At 51.6% G+C, this 18,521-nt stretch carries 14 protein-coding genes, 4 tRNA genes and 2 pseudogenes; 11 read left to right on the top strand and 9 right to left on the bottom strand.

The features are described from left to right. Positions 1-261: 261 nt before the first annotated feature. Positions 262-1,242 carry a pentapeptide repeat-containing protein gene (locus tag L1D47_RS07490; protein ID WP_239883698.1) on the bottom strand — a complete coding sequence of 327 codons (981 nt, stop codon included), beginning with the start codon at positions 1,240-1,242 and terminating at the stop codon, positions 262-264. 480 nt (positions 1,243-1,722) lie between these two features. On the opposite strand from L1D47_RS07490, the gene prfB reads away from it, so the two are divergent. From prfB to L1D47_RS07475, 3 genes are all read left to right on the top strand, one after another. Continuing rightward, positions 1,723-2,821 (top strand): peptide chain release factor 2 gene (gene prfB, locus L1D47_RS07485; protein WP_239883694.1). Its coding sequence is split into 2 segments (ribosomal slippage): positions 1,723-1,797 and positions 1,799-2,821, totalling 1,098 coding nucleotides; the frame shifts between segments, so codons are not numbered across the junction. Positions 2,822-2,833: 12 nt separating this feature from the next. Further along, positions 2,834-4,336, top strand: coding sequence for a lysine--tRNA ligase (gene lysS, locus L1D47_RS07480; RefSeq protein ID WP_239883692.1), 1,503 nt, complete (start codon positions 2,834-2,836; stop codon positions 4,334-4,336). 569 nt (positions 4,337-4,905) lie between these two features. After that, positions 4,906-7,386: a bifunctional diguanylate cyclase/phosphodiesterase gene (locus L1D47_RS07475; protein WP_239883690.1), complete on the top strand. Its 2,481-nt coding sequence runs from the start codon at positions 4,906-4,908 to the stop codon at positions 7,384-7,386. 302 nt (positions 7,387-7,688) lie between these two features. On the opposite strand, the pseudogene L1D47_RS07470 reads toward L1D47_RS07475, so the two are convergent. The 3 genes and pseudogenes from L1D47_RS07470 to smrA all read right to left on the bottom strand — a co-directional run. Beyond that, positions 7,689-7,775 (bottom strand): annotated as a pseudogene (locus L1D47_RS07470) (IS200/IS605 family transposase); the annotation flags it as partial. Between the two features lie 310 nt (positions 7,776-8,085). Continuing rightward, positions 8,086-8,172: pseudogene (locus L1D47_RS07465) on the bottom strand (IS200/IS605 family transposase); the annotation flags it as partial. Between the two features lie 194 nt (positions 8,173-8,366). Then, positions 8,367-8,957 (bottom strand): DNA endonuclease SmrA, encoded by a 591-nt coding sequence (gene smrA, locus L1D47_RS07460; protein WP_239883678.1) that lies wholly within the window; start codon positions 8,955-8,957, stop codon positions 8,367-8,369. Between the two features lie 506 nt (positions 8,958-9,463). Between smrA and L1D47_RS07455 the strand changes: the two genes are divergently transcribed. Together L1D47_RS07455 and L1D47_RS07450 are read left to right on the top strand one after the other, a co-directional pair. Continuing rightward, complete coding sequence (locus L1D47_RS07455) at positions 9,464-10,030, top strand: DUF4440 domain-containing protein (RefSeq protein WP_239883677.1); 567 nt, start codon at positions 9,464-9,466, stop codon at positions 10,028-10,030. Beyond that, positions 10,023-10,502: a YchJ family protein gene (locus L1D47_RS07450; RefSeq protein ID WP_239883675.1), complete on the top strand. Its 480-nt coding sequence runs from the start codon at positions 10,023-10,025 to the stop codon at positions 10,500-10,502. The genes L1D47_RS07455 and L1D47_RS07450 overlap by 8 nt, the downstream gene beginning before the upstream one ends. Positions 10,503-10,705: 203 nt before the next feature. Here the strand turns inward: L1D47_RS07450 and L1D47_RS07445 are convergent, their stop codons facing one another. From L1D47_RS07445 to L1D47_RS07435, 3 genes are all read right to left on the bottom strand, one after another. Beyond that, positions 10,706-12,865, bottom strand: a complete 2,160-nt coding sequence (locus L1D47_RS07445) for an EAL domain-containing protein (RefSeq protein ID WP_239883673.1) — start codon at positions 12,863-12,865, stop codon at positions 10,706-10,708. Positions 12,866-13,024: 159 nt separating this feature from the next. Further along, positions 13,025-13,312, bottom strand: a complete 288-nt coding sequence (locus L1D47_RS07440; RefSeq protein WP_041511183.1) for a DUF406 family protein — start codon at positions 13,310-13,312, stop codon at positions 13,025-13,027. A 72-nt stretch (positions 13,313-13,384) separates the two neighbouring features. Then, positions 13,385-13,873, bottom strand: a complete 489-nt coding sequence (locus L1D47_RS07435; RefSeq protein WP_239883660.1) for a VC2046/SO_2500 family protein — start codon at positions 13,871-13,873, stop codon at positions 13,385-13,387. A 125-nt stretch (positions 13,874-13,998) separates the two neighbouring features. On the opposite strand from L1D47_RS07435, the gene L1D47_RS07430 reads away from it, so the two are divergent. The 4 genes from L1D47_RS07430 (at position 13,999) to L1D47_RS07415 (ending at position 15,694) form a co-directional block, all read left to right on the top strand. Beyond that, positions 13,999-14,083 (top strand) — tRNA-Tyr (locus L1D47_RS07430). A gap of 31 nt (positions 14,084-14,114) precedes the next feature. After that, positions 14,115-14,199 (top strand) — tRNA-Tyr (locus L1D47_RS07425). Between the two features lie 43 nt (positions 14,200-14,242). Further along, positions 14,243-14,327 (top strand) — tRNA-Tyr (locus tag L1D47_RS07420). 305 nt (positions 14,328-14,632) lie between these two features. Continuing rightward, complete coding sequence (locus tag L1D47_RS07415) at positions 14,633-15,694, top strand: PLP-dependent cysteine synthase family protein (protein ID WP_239883658.1); 1,062 nt, start codon at positions 14,633-14,635, stop codon at positions 15,692-15,694. A gap of 261 nt (positions 15,695-15,955) precedes the next feature. Here L1D47_RS07415 and queE read toward each other — a convergent pair whose 3' ends face one another. Next, positions 15,956-16,624: a 7-carboxy-7-deazaguanine synthase QueE gene (gene queE / locus L1D47_RS07410; RefSeq protein WP_239883656.1), complete on the bottom strand. Its 669-nt coding sequence runs from the start codon at positions 16,622-16,624 to the stop codon at positions 15,956-15,958. Between the two features lie 184 nt (positions 16,625-16,808). Between queE and queC the strand changes: the two genes are divergently transcribed. Beyond that, complete coding sequence (gene queC, locus L1D47_RS07405) at positions 16,809-17,492, top strand: 7-cyano-7-deazaguanine synthase QueC (protein WP_239883654.1); 684 nt, start codon at positions 16,809-16,811, stop codon at positions 17,490-17,492. Beyond that, complete coding sequence (rrtA, locus tag L1D47_RS07400) at positions 17,486-18,070, top strand: rhombosortase (RefSeq protein WP_239883643.1); 585 nt, start codon at positions 17,486-17,488, stop codon at positions 18,068-18,070. Before queC ends, rrtA begins: the two co-directional genes overlap by 7 nt. A 343-nt stretch (positions 18,071-18,413) precedes the next feature. Here rrtA and L1D47_RS07395 read toward each other — a convergent pair. Continuing rightward, positions 18,414-18,490, bottom strand: a tRNA-Pro gene (locus tag L1D47_RS07395). Between the last annotated feature and the right edge of the window lie 31 nt (positions 18,491-18,521).

The raw sequence follows: 18,521 nt of genomic DNA, 5'->3' as shown, positions 1-18,521 counted from the left end.
TCGACAGTCTTAAGTTTGGCAATCTTGAGCTCGATAACCTTGGTCTCGTTGATGGTTTTTATGGATTGCCTATGGGTAAGAAGGCGTATCGGTAAATTAGCGAAACAAGGTTTTATCGAGTATACCCAGAGCCTTTTTCACCACAGGTCTTAGTAGTGATTTTTTGTGCAGCATTTGCAGAGGTGCTCACAAATTGCGCTAGGTTTGTTGGCTTACGCCATGCTTTGAAGGGCTTGATTTGAGGCGGATCACACTTTGGCTTTAGCGGGTCATCTTCTTGACGAACACCACCACGAACAGGGCGATGGTAAAGCTGCCGGTGAAGGCCTCGACGGCGGCGATCGCCCGTGAATAGCCTATGGGGGTAAAGTCGCCATAGCCCAGAGTGGTAAAGGTGACGACAGAGTAGTAGATGCAGTTGAACAGCAGCGACAGGTTAGTGCTTAGATCGTTGTGCCAGTTGAACACATGGATATTGCCATCGTAGTTGAGGCCGGTGAACAGGTAGAGCAGGGCACAGATTAAGATGAGGCCGACGGAGAAGCCGATCACCCGGGTGGGGGCCTCACCATAGCCACAGAAGATGTCGATCATCTTGGAGAGGATGCGCGAGTAGCTGAATTTGGGCATCTGATGGCGGCGCATGGTGAGTTCCTTGCGCAGGTAGTCGCCGCCCATGGCAAATAATCCCTCCCGCTCGGCGGCCTTGCGTAGATCCCGGTAGATCTCTTCGGCCTGCTCGAAGTAATCCAGGGCGATCTCGGTTTCGCCTAATCGTTCAGCCTCCTTGGCCAGGCGTTCCTGCTTGAGCACCTTGCCGGTATTGATGTTCTCTATCTTGGCGCCGTTCCACTTGATCCCCAGCAGGTTAGTGCCGACTAGGTTGGCGCAGTGGACGTTGGCCTCGCGCAGATCTGCCTTCATCAGGCTGGCGTGTTGCAGGTTGAGGTTAAACATGTGCGCCCCCTGTAGGTTGGCGCGATACAGCTCGGCATGGCTCATGTCGAAGCCGGTCTTCTGATGGTGCCTCACCAGATCGATACCGGGCAGGTTAGCCCGCTTGAGCGCGATGCCTCGCAGCATGCCGCCGTTGCGGGCGAAGGCCTCCAGACGGGCGACATCTTCCGGCTTATCTTTAATGATTTTAGGATCATGCCAATAACAGAGTCCCGAGGTTTCGGCCGGCTCGGTGCAGGAGAAACCTTCGTCTTCGTGATAGCAGCATTGGTTCGACTGTTTCATATTGAACAGTATAGCCAGCCTGTCGAAAAGGGGCGGCGATTCTCCCGCTTGTCGACTAGGGGGGGGGCCAACTGCTCTTTAGGATGAAATTTGTTCAAGTTAGCAGGAGGAGCCCTAGGAGCTGTTTATCTTCCAGGTTCAACGTCTATTCCATCTAAACGGGTTTTGCTCGAGGCGCGAGCCATGAAGCCCAGTGGACTAGTTTAGCGGGCTATGACAGTGGGCTATGTCAGTTGCTCACTACGATGAGCCGGGCGGGTTTAGGTGAACCCTCAGGGCAGCGTTTGTCGGCCATTAATACTGGGTTATCGCCGCTTTATGTCGAATGACTACACCGCATCGGCTCAGCCTTGTCGATATTGCCCACAAACTGCTGCAGAAATAAACAGGGAAGGTCAACAGCCCCTATGCGAACAGGGGCGATTGAGTTAAAATACCGCGTTTGCATTCCTGCCAATCGAATTTTAAGTAGAAAGAGTCATGTTTGAAGTCAATCCGGTTAAATTTAAAATCAAGGAGCTAGCCGAGCGCACCCAACTTCTTCGGGGGTATCTTTGACTATGATGCTAAGAGTGAGCGTCTAGAAGAAGTCAGTCGGGAGCTAGAGAGCGCCGAGGTTTGGAACAATCCTGAGAATGCCCAGGCCCTGGGTAAAGAGCGCGCCTCGTTAGAGGCCGTGGTCAAGACCATAGACGATATGGACAGCGGCCTTGAAGATGTGGAAGGCCTGCTGGAGCTGGCGGTCGAAGAGGAAGATGAAGACACCTTCAACGACGCCAATAGCGAGCTGGCCAGCCTAGAGAAGCGTCTGGAAGAGTTAGAGTTCCGCCGCATGTTCTCCGGGCCAAACGACGCCTCAGATTGTTACCTTGATATTCAATCGGGTTCAGGCGGTACAGAGGCGCAGGATTGGGCCAACATGGTGCTGCGCATGTATCTGCGCTGGGGTGAAGCTAAAGGTTATAAGCCTGAGCTTATCGAAGTGACCGACGGCGATGTCGCCGGCATTAAGGGCGCTACCGTCAAGTTTACCGGCGAGTACGCCTTTGGTTCACTGCGCACCGAGACCGGGGTGCATCGTCTAGTGCGTAAGTCACCATTCGACTCTTCGGGTAAGCGTCACACCTCTTTCTGCTCTGTGTTTGTCTATCCGGAGATCGACGACTCTATCGAGATCGATATCAATCCGGCGGACCTGCGTATCGACGTCTACCGTGCCTCGGGCGCCGGTGGTCAGCACGTTAACCGTACCGAGTCTGCGGTGCGTATTACCCACTTGCCCACCAATACCGTGGTGCAGTGCCAGAACGACAGATCGCAACACAAGAACAAAGACACTGCAATGAAACAGCTGAAAGCCAAGCTGTTCGAATTGGAAATGCATAAGCAAAACGCCGAGAAACAAGCCGCCGAAGATGCCAAGTCTGATATCGGCTGGGGCAGCCAGATCCGTTCTTACGTGCTGGACGATGCCCGTATTAAAGATCTGCGTACCGGCGTGGAAAGCCGTAATACCCAGAGCGTCCTCGATGGCGATCTGGACAAGTTTATTGAAGCTAGCCTTAAATCTGGCCTTTAACGAGAGAAGAAGATGACTGAACAAACTCAAGACGAAAACAAGTTAATTGCAGAGCGCCGTGCCAAGTTAGATCACGTTCGCGTTTCTTGCCCTGCTAACGGTCACCCGAACAACTTCGATCGAAAACATAAGGCTGCAGATATTCAGGCCGAATATGGTCAATACAGCAAGGAAGAGCTGGAAGGGATGAAGGTCCAGCGCTCTATCGCCGGTCGTATCATGGCCAAGCGTGGTCCCTTCCTGGTGATCCAGGACGTGAGCGGTCGCATCCAGGCTTACGCCGGTAAAGATGTGCAGAAAGATCTTAAGGCCAAGTATCAAGGGCTGGATATCGGCGACATCATAGGCGTAACTGGCCAGCTGCACCTGTCGGGTAAGGGCGATCTCTATGTCAACATGGAAGAGTACCAGCTGTTGACCAAGGCGCTGCGTCCACTGCCAGAGAAGTTCCACGGTCTGACCGACCAGGAGACCCGCTACCGCCAGCGTTATGTAGACCTCATCGTGAACGAAGAGTCACGTGCGGCCTTCATCATGCGCTCTAAGGTGGTTACCGCCATCCGTAACTTCATGGTGAGCAAAGAGTTCATGGAAGTGGAAACCCCTATGATGCACAGCATCCCTGGTGGTGCCTCGGCGCGTCCTTTCATTACCCACCACAACGCGCTGGATATCGAGATGTATCTGCGTATCGCGCCTGAGCTTTACCTCAAGCGCCTGGTGGTTGGTGGTTTCGAGCGTGTATTTGAGATCAACCGTAACTTCCGTAACGAAGGCCTGTCGCCACGCCATAACCCAGAATTCACTATGATGGAATTCTATATGGCCTATGCCGACTACAAGGATCTGATGGATCTGACCGAAGAGATGCTCTCTTCAATCGCCAAAGATCTGCTGGGTGATACCAAGCTGCCATACGGTGAGCACACCATAGACTTCGGTGGCCCTTATGAGCGTCTGAGCATGCTGGACGCGATCAAGAAGTACAACCCAGACAACGAGACCATTCAGTCGATGACCTATGAAGAGGTTAAAGACGTAGAGTTTATGCGTAACCTGGCTAAGAGCCTGGGCATGACGATCGAGAAGTTCTGGACCTGTGGTCAACTGCTGGAAGAGATCTTCGGCGAAACCGCCGAGCCTCAGCTGATGCAGCCGACGTTCATCACAGGTTACCCGGCAGATATCTCGCCGCTGGCACGTCGTAACGATGAAAACCACTTCATTACCGACCGTTTCGAGTTCTTCATCGGTGGCCGTGAAGTGGCCAACGGCTTCAGCGAGCTCAACGACGCGGAAGATCAGGACAAGCGCTTCAAGGCACAGGTTGATGCCAAAGACGCGGGTGATGACGAAGCCATGTTCTACGACGCCGACTACATCACGGCGCTGGAGCACGGTCTGCCACCGACTGCGGGCCAGGGTATAGGTATCGATCGTCTGGTGATGTTGTTTACCAACACTCACACCATTCGCGACGTGATCCTCTTCCCGGCAATGCGTCCTCAGGGATAAGCCATTACGCCACACTAAAAACCAGCCTCAGGGCTGGTTTTTTTATCGCTATCGATTGGAGGCTAAATAACCATCCGAACAGAAGTTTTAGATTAAATCACTGATAATCTATCCTATTTTTAGTGTAAGATGGCTTAAGTTTCTCCACGAGCCACTTTTTGTCGCGGCTCGTATACTTTTGTTAATTTAGGGTTAATTTTCTAGCGTTTGTGGGTGTCTATTAGCATGAATAGGCGATATGCTTGCAAATAGCGAAGGGAAGATGGGAGAGTGCTAGGGCCTGTTGACCTTTTGAGAACAATTTTTGTTCTAATTGAGCACGTTCAAATCGCGGCATGAGGCTTGAAGTATAGTTGTTCTATATAAAAGCCGAGTAACAAAGCGTTGAACGTGCTCAAGACGAACCCTGCGGGCAGCGTCTGTATCATTTTTCTACTGCGTTATCGCTCATTGATGTAGCACACCACATTACAATCGCTCTGCCTTGTATAAAAGCGATACAGAATACTGCAAAAATGAACGCGAAAGATAAACAGGCCCTTGTTCACGGTCACTCTCGGAGAAGGATAGTGATAGATATCAAGATTCCAGATGATGCATTGCAAGATTGGCAGGAAGCGCTAGAGACCCTAGCCCTGGCATTTGACGGCAGTCTTTTTTTGCTGGCCTTAACCGCGACCGATGGCCTGGCACCTATGCTCAGCCTGTGCAGAGACACAGAGGCACATCGCCAGAGTGTGCATCAGCTCTGCGCTCAGGGACTCACCCTGTTTCGCGACTATATCGAACATCCCCATCGTACTCGAGAGCCGGTAAGAGTCGGCGGCATAGTGCTGCATCCGCTCTTCTGGCCGTCTCAGGCCCTCTTCGGCGCCCTGTGTCTGGTGCCCAAAGAACAACCTCATCATGACAAGCAGCTAGACGTCTTAGTCAAACTGACCTGCCAGTCAATGCAATATGGGCTGGCTAACCTATACCAGGACCATCGCCAGCAGTTGCTGCAAATAGCCCCGTCAGAGACACCTAATGTGGACCTGCAGCTCTTTATCGATAGCCTGCCTGAGCATGTATGGATGAAGGATGTTGCGGGGCGCTATGTACTGATCAATCACAGTGTCGAGGTGGCCTGGGGAAGAAGTCGGGAGGAGCTGCTTAATCGCACCGACCATGAGATCTTCTCCCCCGAGGTGGCCGAAGAGTTTGTGCAGGGGGATTATGAGTCTATCGTACGCGGCGTGCAGGTGACGGCCGCCGAGTGCGAGGCTAAAGATATCGACCAGTCCAACTCCTGGCTTGAGACCACTAAGGTCCCCGTCGTCTCATCCGATGGCATCCTAGAGGGGGTGATCGGCATCTCCCGTAACATCACCTCCCATAAGGCAGCCCAAGAACAGCTGGAACTGGCGGCCAACATCTTCGAGAACTCGGTGGAAGGCGTGGTGATCACCGACGCTAACGGCAATATCGTCGAGGTTCATGGTGCCTTTACCGAGATCACCGGCTACAGCCGTGAAGAGGTGCTGGGCGAGAACCCACGCATCTTGAATTCTGGCCGCCACGACAAGGCCTTCTTCGAACGCCTGTGGCAATCCTTGCTAACCAATGGCAAGTGGCATGGCGAGATCTGGAACCGGCGCAAGAGTGGCGCCATCTATCCCGAGCAGCTGACCATCAGCTCCATGTATGGCGACGACCATCAGGTGCGCTATTTCGTCGCCGTGTTCGCCGATATCTCGGCGCAGAAGCAGAGCGAGAAGGAGATGGCAAGGCTGGTGTATCACGATCCACTGACCAAGCTGCCCAACCGCCTGATGCTGTCGGCCAACCTGGAACAGGAACTGCGCCACGCGGCCCGTGAAGAGACGCAACTGGCGCTGATCTTCATCGACGTGGATCTGTTTAAACATATTAACGATAGCTATGGTCATGTGACCGGCGATGCCATCCTAATGGTGGTGTCCAGGCGCCTGGAGCAGAAGCTGGGTGAGGAAGCCACCTTGGCCAGGCTAGGTAGCGACGAGTTTATCGCCGTGCTGCCCCATGTGGAGAGTGACGATAGTGTCTCCCTCATGGTGAGTCGGTTGCGCGAGGCCTTCGATGCGCCTTTCCTGCTGGATGATGAAGGCAGTGTGCGCCTGACCGCCAGCATGGGGGTGGCCATCTATCCCGGCGACGGTGATAGCGGCGATACCCTGCTGCGCAACGCCGATACCGCCATGCACAGGGCTAAGGCCAATGGCCGCAACAACTATGCCTTCTATACCCAGTCCCTGACCCTGGCGTCGGTAGAGCACCTTAAGTTGCAGAGCGCCCTGCACGATGCCATCAGCAAGGATGCCTTCTATCTGGTGTATCAGCCTAAGCTGGCATTGGGCACTGGCCAATGCGTCGGCTTCGAGGCGCTGCTGCGTTGGGAAGACCCGCAACTCGGGGTGATCTCGCCTGCGGTGTTCATCCCTGTGGCGGAAAATATTGGCCTGATCAATGAGATAGGCCTGTGGGTGCTGAAACAGGCGGCCGCTCAGGGCGCATCCTGGCTGGCCGAAGGGAAAACCTTCGGGCGGATATCGGTGAATGTGGCCGGGCCTCAGTTGCAACAGAAGCAGTTTTTCACTCAGGTCAAACAGGTGCTCGACGAGATGGGCTTGCCGCCCGAGTATCTGGAGCTCGAGGTGACCGAGAGCTGCATGATGTCTGACCCTCTGGCGGTGATCGAGGTGCTCAAACAGCTGGGCGAGCTCGGCGTAGAGCTGTCGGTGGATGACTTTGGTACCGGCTATTCATCGCTAAACTATCTGAAACGCCTGCCCATACATAAGTTGAAGATAGATCAGTCTTTCATTCGCGATATTCCCAGAGACAGTAACAACACGGCGATTGCCAAGGCGGTGATCGCCCTCGGTCATGCGCTAAATCTCTGCATCATAGCCGAGGGGGTCGAGACGCCTGAGCAGGCGGCCTTCCTGGAGGCGGCGGGATGTGACCAGGCCCAGGGCTATCTCTACAGTAAGCCCAGGGTGGTCGATGAGCTGGATGAGTTTCTCGGCTAGACGCAGAATGAGTGCTCGTTTCGGCTCTTGAGTTAGGGAAGGTGCGAACAAGTCGTCGCACAGCTCTGGCTTTGATAGCAGCGACAGTTCAAGGCATTCAACTGAGGGCATGCCGAGGCCTGCTGAAGTTGAATAACGCCGAAATGGTGTTGCTATCAAAGCCCCGCAGGGCGAGGCTTACAGCGGTATTTGCTGCGTTACAGTTCTTGCGAAGGACTAGGGCCATTCGCTGCAAACTGTGCCTTGCATCTATCCACTTTAAGCACACGCAGAGCAAGTACGGGACTTATTCGCACCTTCCTTAGGATCCTATATCTATACTTTGGAGTCCAAACTATGTGATATTGGCACCTGTAGAAAACATGCGACGCTGACTCGTATCTGCTCATGCTATTTACCTCTCTTTATTTGCTGGTTACAACCAAAGTCAGTATTTAGCATGAGCAACCTTCNCGCACAGCTCTGGCTTTGATAGCAGCGACAGTTCAAGGCATTCAACTGAGGGCATGCCGAGGCCTGCTGAAGTTGAATAACGCCGAAATGGTGTTGCTATCAAAGCCCCGCAGGGCGAGGCTTACAGCGGTATTTGCTGCGTTACAGTTCTTGCGAAGGACTAGGGCCATTCGCTGCAAACTGTGCCTTGCATCTATCCACTTTAAGCACACGCAGAGCAAGTACGGGACTTATTCGCACCTTCCTTAGGATCCTATATCTATACTTTGGAGTCCAAACTATGTGATATTGGCACCTGTAGAAAACATGCGACGCTGACTCGTATCTGCTCATGCTATTTACCTCTCTTTATTTGCTGGTTACAAACAAAGTCAGTATTTAGCATGAGCAACCTTCAGGCATAGCCTAAATCGGACGTTCACCACCTCCATAGGAGGTGGTTTTTTTTCGGCGCTTACTAGGGCCTGATTAAAACAACCATCGTCGACCAGCGATAAGTGTTAGCTCAACTCAAGGCGTTCTCATTACTAGGCCCATCTATGAGTGCCCTTGTGATGCTGCTCTGCGGTATCTAACTTATCTTGGGCCGATTTGGCCAACATCACCATCATGGCACCAGCACCGCCCCAGGCAGGCGGCGCACTGTGAAAGGCCTGTACTCCCTCTATCTCGGCCAACCAGGCGCTGACATAAGATTTAAGCTTTGCCGGAATCGGCTGGCTATTCACACCCGTACCGTGAATGACGATGAGGTTTCTCAGCCCAGAGCTCTGACTATTGGTAACAAAATCATAAAGCAGTTCTCTGGCCTTGGCTAAGCTCAAGCCGGTTAAGTCCAGATCGGCCTGTATCTCATACTTTCCCTGGCGAAACAGCTTAAACACCTGTCCCTGCACCCCCTGGCTTTTAACGCTCACCACGGCTTGTGGCGCCAATGGGGTGATATCATCCAACTCGAGCGATAGTTTCTCCAGCTCCAAGCGCCGCAGCGCCTCTTGGTGGCGTCTTTGCCCCTCCGGACTCGTCCCGCCTTGGCTCGGGGCGACCGCATTATTTGCCTTTAACGGCTTAACACCTTGCATAGAAGCGAGAAATAAAGCGCTGTCATCTTCACTCATGCCTATCTCCTCCACTCCTGCCTTTAACTACACCGGCGTGATCACTTTGGTGCAGGCGAACCTGTTACTCAATCTGCCACAACTATCCATCACGCCTATCCCACCGCTCCTATCCCATCATGACTATTTATCACGACTATCCATCGCGACTATACGGTCACTCTGGCTGAAATGCTTCTCATGGGTAAAGCGTCGCATCCCAGTCAGGTAAAAGTATCCGTTTAGGCTCACAAAAACTCAAGCCTCCTATAACCCATGGCAGACTAAGCGTCTCAAAAATCACCAGGAGCCTTATAGAAAACAAGACAGCATCATGGAAGGCTCAACACCGGCTCAACAACATCACCTATGGTAGCGGGAAAGACTAGGAGTTAAGCGGACAACCGTTTAATTGCAGAAAAAAACAACGTCCGGCGCCGGAGACACAATTTGTTAAGAACTAAATCTTTCGCATCAAAAAGCGATGGATTATAGTGACCCTAGTATTAGCAGCAGCGTATAGCTAAATGAAACTCTTCAAATTTGTCCTTATCTTGGGGCTCTGTGCTCTCAATTTCCAAGCCTTTGCCAAGAAGAATGACAATGACGCCTTAAATCAATTCTATAAGCAGTTCAGCGTCGCGTTTGAACAGCTCGATGAGTCTGTTATTCAAGATATTTATGCAGAAAACGCCTGCTACATCCCAGAACAGCAGAATAAAGAGATCACCATGGGGCGGGATAATATTATCGCGCTCTACAAGAGTTTCTTTGGCAAGATTAAACACAAGAATGCACAGATAGAAGTGGATTTTCGCGTGGTCGAGCGTCAACTGGACAAGCAACAGGCTACCGACGTGGGCTACTATCTGATCCGTTTCTACCCGCCTAAAGAAACCGAAGAACCGGTAAGTGAGTTTGCCGGCAAGTTTGTGATCGTCTCCAAGAAGAAGACGGACGGCAAATGGTACCTTACGGTAGATACCAACAATCGCTCTGAGCCGTCGTTTTACTATAGTGCCAAGCCCTTACCTAACCTCTATTATGGTCGCCAGTTTTCGACCCTGAGCGAGTCAAGCAGCAAACATGACTAATCCCTCCCTCCCTTGCCCCTGTGGCAGGTCGGTAAAAGATAAGCCGCTAAGTTACAAAGAGTGTTGTGAACCTTATCATCTCGGCAGCATCCCGCCGGATCCTGAATCCTTGATGCGCAGCCGCTATTCGGCGTTTGTGCTCAAACGCCATCAGTATCTTATCGATACCCATCATCACGACTATCTTAACGGCCTGAGCGTGCAGATCCTCGACCAGGAGAATCATACTCACTGGCTGGCGCTCAGCGTCAACAAGAGTAGCAGCGAACAGAATAAGGGAATGGTTGAGTTTCACGCCTGGTATCGGGCTGAAGATGGACTGGATGCAATTCATGAGATCTCAGACTTTGTTAAACAGGATGGTCGCTGGTGGTACACCCAGGGTGAGCAACTCTTGCCCAAATACCCTAAACGCAACGATCCCTGCGTCTGTCAGAGTGGTAAGAAGTTTAAGCAATGCTGTCTTAAATAGTAAGGCAGCGTAGAAAACCAATACTGCTGGGAAACTCATCTAAGAAGGTCATTTAGCTATCAGACTGGGCCATTAGACTGGGCTATCAGGCAGAGCCATTAGACACGTCAATAGGCAAGCAATCTCACAGACTCGCGGCTATTTATCTAACATCTCAAAAGCTTGCGCCTGCCTATCAATGCTGACCGACTATTGCGGCCAGATTAATGCAGCGGTCTCTCTGTATTGGCTCGAAGGAATTGGCTGAACTCGGCTTCTCGCAGCGCCGGGCTATAGAGGAAACCTTGCGCCTGATGGCAGCTTAACGCCGACAGGAAAGATTCCTGCTCGGCGGTCTCGACCCCCTCGGCTGTCAGCGATAGATTGAGCGCCTTGGCCATGGCAATGATGGCACTGATGATCTCGCGACTCTCACGGCTGACACTGAGATCTGAGATGAAAGATCTGTCTATCTTCAACTTGGAGATGGGGAACTGCTTCAAATAACGCATCGAGCTGTAACCCGTGCCAAAATCGTCGATGGCCAGCCCTACCCCTAACTCGGCCAACTCCTTGCACAGATGGGTCGCATAGACCACATCTTCCATCAGCTCGGTCTCGGTGATCTCCAAAATCAGGGTGTTGGGCCGAATACGATAACGAGTCACCAGTTGCCACACCTGATCATAGAGCTGAGTACTGAAAAACTGGCGCGCAGAGACATTCACATGCATGGAGAGGTTAATGTTATGGTGCTGCCACAGGTTAAGCTGGCGACACGCCGCCTCTAACACCCATTCGCCTATGGCCGCGATCATACCGGTCTGCTCGGCGATATCGATAAAGGCGCCGGGATAGAGAACCCCCTTCTTGGGATGATGCCAGCGGATCAGCGCCTCGGCGCCAATATAGGCCTGACGGCCGAGATCTTTCAGGGGTTGATAATAGAGCTCAAACTCACGATTCTTTAGCGCCGCCTGCAGATCCCGCTCAATCTGAGCATCTTCTTTGAACGACTTTAACAAGGCATGATTAAAGATCTGTATCGCACTCCCCTGCTTCTTCTTGGCATACTGCACCGCAATATCGGCGCAGGTGAGCGCCGAAAAACCTGCCTCTAGCGCGTTTATCTCGACGACCGACAGTGCAGGTTTAGCCTCGAAAGATTCGGCGCCCACCTGGACAGGCAGATTTAACTGGTGATAGAGACGCTTGATGGCGTAGTCCAGGCTCTGCTCATCCTCGATACCCTCAAGCACCAAGGCAAACTCATCGCTGCCCACACGGGCCATCAGCTCCGCCTTCTTGACGCTGGCAAAGTGTTTGATGCGGCGTGCCACCTCGATCAGCAGGCTATCGCCCTTCTCATGGCCGTAGGTATCGTTGAAGCGCTTAAAGCCCCTGAGATCGATCAGCATCAGGTGGCCACTGCGTGTCTTTTCCAATGCGCGATTGAAATAGCTACGGTTGTAGAGGCCGGTTAGCGAGCAGCGCCAAGCCAAACGCTCGAGTTCATTCTGCTGCACCAACTCTTCTGAACAATCTTCCGCGGTCACTAGGGCGTAGTGATTGCCCCTTGGGGTGGTAAAGGGGCGAACCCGATAACGAAGCCAGTAACTCTCACCATCTCGACGGGTCAACTGGGTATTTCCCTTGGCGATCTTACCCAGCTTGACTTGGGCCAGCACGGCGTCGGCCTGGACCGGCGACTGCTTAAAGAAATCCAGACAAGCTAAGGGTTTCCCCAAGATCTGCTGCTTTGGCACACCTGAGATGGCATGATGTGCGCCATTAACATATTCAATCTTATCTGTGGCCAGGTTGACCACCATGCTGATCTGCTCCGACTGTTCGATAGCCTTTAAAAACAGGCTCAGGCGCTCGTCTGTGTCGTAAGCTCGTTGCGTCGCCAGGGTCAATGCCAGCTGATCGGCGACCTGGGAAACGATATGGCTCTCGCTCTCTGGCCATTCATGGAGCTGACCCGATTCGAGATAGAGCACCCCTTCTAGGTGTCCATTGATACGAATTGCCACATCAAGATGCGAGACCACCCGATTTTCATTGAGGTAATCGACTAATTCGGCGATACGGCCATCATTTTCGACGTCGATTACGTCTATGGTGCGACTGCGTTTGAGCTGATCGAAATAATTAGGACATAGGGATTGCGCGGGGCGTGAAGTCTGGCCTTGCAAACTTGTATGAGCGATGAGCTCACAAGCCTGGCTGCCAGAAAACAGACAAACACCTATGTTGTCCACCTCGAGGGACTGATTGAGCAGATCGCAGGCAAGCTCGGCCGTCTCTTTAAACAGACCTTCTTGTTTTTGCGTTGAATTGACTATGGTTTCAAGCAGATGTTGAAATTGGCGCTTGGTCATAAAATCCTACTGCCGATAACCTTCTGCCGATAAAAGGTTACCGAGGTAAAAACCACCAAAGGCGGTAACAACATAGATGTTATTGTTATTATTAAATGTTCAATTTTTGCACATTACACGAATAACTCGCTAATTAGCAAGCTAATCTCGATGGCGCCGCTAGAGACCATGTTCGAGTTGGAAAATCATCTTCTCGGCGCTGTAGCCAAAAGTGAGGCGCAGCTCCTGGCCACCTTCTACTGCCTTGATCTCACTCTCAACCCCCTCGAAACGCTGCTTAGCCGCCTGTGCCATGGCTTGCAACTCACTTTGGGCGTTCTCTCCATCACGTACCAGAGTCAGTACGGTATCAAACTCATCGATCACGGCGCCGATATCGGCATAGCTACCACAATCGTTACAGGTATCGTTTACCAACTCTGATTGACCCTCTTGAATCTTTTTCATTTTGACCCTTAACCTTTTAACTGAAAATGCTCATAGCTATATATAGCAAAAGCCGAGCTACCGCACTTAAAACTAAGCCAAAATGTCTCCTAACGCACGTTGCCTGACGATCTGCTCGGCAAAATGCGGTAATTCCAAACTAGGTGCGTCGGCATCGAGTTCATTGTGAAAACGCGCCAGAGTAATGGGATCGCAGTTAGCCAGCACCTCTTGCATCGCCAGCGGATCCCGTCCTCTGTGGACTAAAGGTTCGGGACTCAGATATTGCTGCAGATGAAAGCCGCTTAGCCCTGCCTGGTGAAACTGCTCGCTATTGTCTCTGTCTTCACCCAGATGCAGTGCGCTAGTCAGCGCCTGTGGCTCGGGTAACTCAAATTGACGCTTGAGTTTTGTCTCAACATCGTTTGGCGCCTGATCCAGATGAAACTGCGCCATATCTCTGGCATCGTTTGACAACATGGCCAGCAGCAGACCAAATTCTCCCCGGCGATGATCGACTATCGCCTGGTTGAGTCGGGTCCCTAATTGATTCTCGTTGATGATCAACTGACTAGTTCGCATAAAAAAACATCAATAAAACAGCTCGTTGCTATTTAATCGACCGCTTACGCCATAACTTTAGCAATTATTTTAAATTGGGACTTTACAGCGCCAAGGATTCTGACTACTATTTCCGCCGCAATTGAGGAGGGGTTCCCGAGTGGCCAAAGGGATCAGACTGTAAATCTGACGGCTCAGCCTTCGAAGGTTCGAATCCTTCTCCCTCCACCATTTGCCTACAATGTAATAAAGAGATACTCGTGGAGGGGTTCCCGAGTGGCCAAAGGGATCAGACTGTAAATCTGACGGCTCAGCCTTCGAAGGTTCGAATCCTTCTCCCTCCACCATCTTTATCTCATTATTACCTTGTGCTGCTGTACCAAAAAATATGGAGGGGTTCCCGAGTGGCCAAAGGGATCAGACTGTAAATCTGACGGCTCAGCCTTCGAAGGTTCGAATCCTTCTCCCTCCACCATTTTTTCTCTCGCATTATCTGTGCATCATTTAGTTCCTAATTTCAAAACTTCGCTTCATCATTGTCATCATTTAGATGATGTTACTCCCTTAGTTAATGCTTTAGTTAATGCTTTAGTTAATGCACTGATTCGATGACTATTGCTTAGTCTATTAATTAGCGGATCATTCTTTCAGCGTCCCAAGATTTTCCCTCACGGCCAGCACTCCCTGTTATCCGTCGCATTTATTTTCGATTTTCCTTTTCGTTATAATTTATTTCGTTAAGCTATAACGACTATCCGCTCGATAACCTCAGGAGCCACAATGAATCAATCTTGGGTCAACCAGGCCATCGCCAAGATCGAGGCAGACTATCAACGCAGTGCAGACACCCATCTGATCAAGCTGGAACTGCCTATGCTGCCCGGCATCGATATCTACCTAAAAGATGAAAGCACCCATCCCACCGGCAGCCTTAAGCACCGTCTGGCAAGATCCCTGTTTCTCTACGCCCTGTGTAACGGTTGGATCACCCAAGATACGCCCATCATAGAATCCTCCTCGGGCAGCACAGCCGTATCCGAGGCCTATTTCGCGCGTCTGCTTGGCCTACCCTTTATTGCAGTCATGCCCGCCTCTACCGCCAAGAAGAAGATACAACAGATAGAGTTCTATGGCGGCCGTTGCCACTTCGTCGACCATTCGAGTGAGATATACGCCGAATCACAGCGACTGGCCGACGAGCTGTCGGGTCACTATATGGACCAATTCACCTACGCCGAGCGGGCAACCGACTGGCGCGGTAACAACAACATCGCCAACTCCATCTTCGAGCAGATGCAGCGAGAACCACATCCCGTTCCCAGTTGGATAGTGATGAGCCCAGGCACGGGCGGCACCTCGGCCACCATAGGCCGCTATATTCGCTATCAATGCGCCAAGACAAAGTTATGTGTGGTGGACCCGGAAAACTCGGTATTCTACGACTACTACCACAGCGGTGATGCCAGCATCAGCTGCGCCGGTGCCAGTCGCATCGAAGGCATAGGGCGACCCAGGGCCGAGCCCTCCTTCATTCCAGGGGTGGTCGATCATATGGTCAAGATTGACGACAGCGCGTCGATCGCCACCATCTATTGGTTAGAGGCGCTGATTGGTCGCAAGGCGGGTCCCTCAACAGGCACTAACCTCTATGGCGCGCTGCAACTTGCAAGCGAGATGCACGCCAACGGCCAGAGCGGCTCCATCGTCACCTTGCTGTGTGACTCGGGTGAGCGCTACCTAGACACCTACTACGACAGTGAGTGGGTAGCACAACATATTGGTGACATCAGCCAGTATCAGGCCAAGCTAACGGCCTTTAATCAGACGGGACACTTGGAATAACGCGCAGCGTTTTTAGTCCAAGAACTGGGATGAATAGGCTCGACGTGAGCTAATAGCAATCGTAATAAATAATTGATCATGCTAGCTTGTTAAAACGCTCGATAACTATATTAGTATTTTTAATTGTAGAATAACTACTTATCTAAAAATCCTGCTTTGTTCTCAAGCGTTTTTCCTGCGCTATTTCTGATCGCATATTTACTGTGATTGGTATAAACAAAAAACGGCGCCAATGCGCCGTTTTTTATCTGTTACTACCAGCTAATCGATATTTAAATATTTGTGGGTCTGAATAGAGAGGCGCCAATTACGCTCGATGCAGACCTTCATCGCCAGCTCGGTGGCTCTAGGCTTCTGACTAATAGGCTGCAGGCAGATGGTCTTGCCCAGGGTGTCTATGCCTTTAAGCAGCTCATCCAGCTCCTCAATATGCGAGGCCTTGGCGACTGGGTGTTTGATCTCATCGGCGCGCTCCAGTGCCTGCTCTAGCACCTTGTAACCACCCTTCATGTTGATCTTAGGCGATACCGTTACCCAGGCGCGGGGATCGACCAACACGTCGAAGGTACCACTTGTCTCGATTTGACACTGCATGCCCGCATCGGCATAGGCCTGGGTCAAGGCGAAAAGATCATAGATACAGGGCTCGCCGCCAGTGATCACCACATGTTTAGCGCTGAAGCCCTGCACCTTAAAGTGCATCAGCAACTCACGGGCATCCAATTCGGCCCAGCGGCCAATGGTGCCGTCCACCTGGATCACTTGCTCGGGGGAGACGCGATTCTCGGCTAAGGTTTCCCAAGTATGTTTGGTATCGCACCAGGAACACCCCACAGGGCAGCCCTGCAGACGGACGAAGATCGCCGGCACACCAGTGTACACACCTTCACCCTGGATGGTTTCAAAAACTTCATTAACCGGATACTTCATCTTTAACCTCGTCACATGCGGGCGGCTTTTATAGAAGATTTTGCCCCTACAAGCAAGTATAACCCCATTAATTCCCCAAGGTTTCACCAAATTGACCACCGGGAATGGCAATAGCGACAAGAAAATTTGCAAGGTCTCCACGGTCAGTTAAACTATCGGCAAATTTTCTATCCGGACAGATTAAATGTCTAAAGCTGTTGTCGTGTTTAGTGGCGGACAAGATTCCACCACCTGTTTAATTCAAGCCCTGAATCAATACGATGAGGTGCACGCCGTTACTTTCGATTATGGTCAACGCCATAGCGAAGAGATCGCCACCGCCGCCAAGTTGGCCAAGGAACTCAAGGTTGCCAGCCACAAGATATTGGACGTGACTGTGCTGAACGAGCTGGCGATCTCCGCCCTCACCCGAGATGCTATTCCTGTCTCCAACGAATTGATGGACAACGGCCTGCCCAACACCTTTGTGCCAGGCCGTAACATACTGTTTCTGACCTTAGCCGGGATCTACGCCTATCAATTGGGCGCCGAAGCCGTGATAACTGGCGTGTGCGAGACCGACTTCTCTGGTTATCCCGATTGCCGCGACCAGTTCATCAAGGCGATGCAGTCGGCATTGGAGCAGGGAATGGATCGCGAGCTTAAACTAATCACCCCGCTAATGTGGCTCAATAAGGCTCAGACCTGGGCACTGGCCGACAAGTACCATAGCCTGGAGCTAGTCAGAGACCAGACCCTCACCTGTTACAATGGCATCGTCGGCAGCGGCTGTGGCACCTGCCCCGCGTGTCTGCTTAGGGCCAAGGGGCTGGCGGACTACCTGGATGATAAAGTCGGTGTCATGGCCGAACTGGATGGCAAATGTTAGGTCGGCTGACTTCGCGTGCCAGCCCTTACGGCGTGGTGCTTGGGATCACTATACTCTGCAGCCTGCTCTATTTTCTCCATCTAGACGCTACGCTTGCCTTTAGACGCAGCGCCATTGCCCATGGAGAGTGGTGGCGCCTAGTGACAGGCAATCTGCTGCATACCAATCACTGGCACCTATTGATGAACCTTGCCGGGCTCTGGGTGATCAGTTTTCTGCACGAAAACCACTACCGCGCGGCCAATTTTTCCCTGCTGTTTGCCCTGCTCTGTCTGCTGCAAGGATTAGGACTCTACTGGTTTTTCCCAACCTTAGGCGGTTATGTGGGCCTCAGCGGCATGCTTCATGGCCTGTTTGCCTATGGTGCCCTCAAAGATATTCAGATGAAGATCCGCTCGGGCTACCTGCTGTTTGCCGGCGTCTGCTTTAAGGTTGCCTACGAGCAGTATTACGGCGCCACTGATCAGATCACTAAGCTTATCGATGCCAGGGTCGCCACCGAGGCCCACCTGGTTGGGGTGATCGGCGGTGTCCTGATTTTTCTGCTCTATCGTCTCATCAGAAAACTGGCGCGCTAAAGGGCTTCCCAGGACGGCTCCAAGGTTACTGACTATTAAGACAAGTTACGCCAAGCAGATTTAGGCGCTAGCAGATATAGAAAAGGCTCACCTAGGTGAGCCTTTTTCGTTTCTATGCGTTATACCAATCACAGTAAACATGTGATCAGAAATAGCGCAGGAAAAACGCTTGAGAACAAAGCAGGATTTTTAGATAAGTAGTTATTCTACAATTAAAAATACTAATACAGTTATCGAGCGTTTTAACAAGCTAGAATGATCAATTATTTATTACGATTGGTATTATTTACAAAAGACAGGCAAAGAAAAAGCCCCTCGATCGCTCGAGGGGCTTATCTATGATTGGTCGGTGATAGAGGATTCGAACCTCTGACCCTCTGGTCCCAAACCAGATGCGCTACCGGACTGCGCTAATCACCGAAACTCTTTTTGTATCAGTAAATGACATCTT

The sequence above is a fragment of the Shewanella sp. Isolate7 genome (assembly GCF_022398425.1).
Taxonomy (GTDB): domain Bacteria; phylum Pseudomonadota; class Gammaproteobacteria; order Enterobacterales; family Shewanellaceae; genus Shewanella.
Note: the sequence above shows the minus strand (reverse complement) of the source record. Positions and strands in the feature narration are given on the sequence as shown.

What these genes read in the sequence shown, in the direction of transcription:
- L1D47_RS07490 (WP_239883698.1), bottom strand. Translation starts at nt 1,242, where the DNA reads ATGAAACAGTCGAACCAATGCTGCTATCACGAAGACGAAGGTTTCTCC.
- lysS (WP_239883692.1), top strand. Translation starts at nt 2,834, where the DNA reads ATGACTGAACAAACTCAAGACGAAAACAAGTTAATTGCAGAGCGCCGT.
- smrA (WP_239883678.1), bottom strand. Translation starts at nt 8,957, where the DNA reads ATGAGTGAAGATGACAGCGCTTTATTTCTCGCTTCTATGCAAGGTGTT.
- L1D47_RS07455 (WP_239883677.1), top strand. Translation starts at nt 9,464, where the DNA reads ATGAAACTCTTCAAATTTGTCCTTATCTTGGGGCTCTGTGCTCTCAAT.
- L1D47_RS07450 (WP_239883675.1), top strand. Translation starts at nt 10,023, where the DNA reads ATGACTAATCCCTCCCTCCCTTGCCCCTGTGGCAGGTCGGTAAAAGAT.
- L1D47_RS07445 (WP_239883673.1), bottom strand. Translation starts at nt 12,865, where the DNA reads ATGACCAAGCGCCAATTTCAACATCTGCTTGAAACCATAGTCAATTCA.
- L1D47_RS07440 (WP_041511183.1), bottom strand. Translation starts at nt 13,312, where the DNA reads ATGAAAAAGATTCAAGAGGGTCAATCAGAGTTGGTAAACGATACCTGT.
- L1D47_RS07435 (WP_239883660.1), bottom strand. Translation starts at nt 13,873, where the DNA reads ATGCGAACTAGTCAGTTGATCATCAACGAGAATCAATTAGGGACCCGA.
- L1D47_RS07415 (WP_239883658.1), top strand. Translation starts at nt 14,633, where the DNA reads ATGAATCAATCTTGGGTCAACCAGGCCATCGCCAAGATCGAGGCAGAC.
- queE (WP_239883656.1), bottom strand. Translation starts at nt 16,624, where the DNA reads ATGAAGTATCCGGTTAATGAAGTTTTTGAAACCATCCAGGGTGAAGGT.
- queC (WP_239883654.1), top strand. Translation starts at nt 16,809, where the DNA reads ATGTCTAAAGCTGTTGTCGTGTTTAGTGGCGGACAAGATTCCACCACC.
- rrtA (WP_239883643.1), top strand. Translation starts at nt 17,486, where the DNA reads ATGTTAGGTCGGCTGACTTCGCGTGCCAGCCCTTACGGCGTGGTGCTT.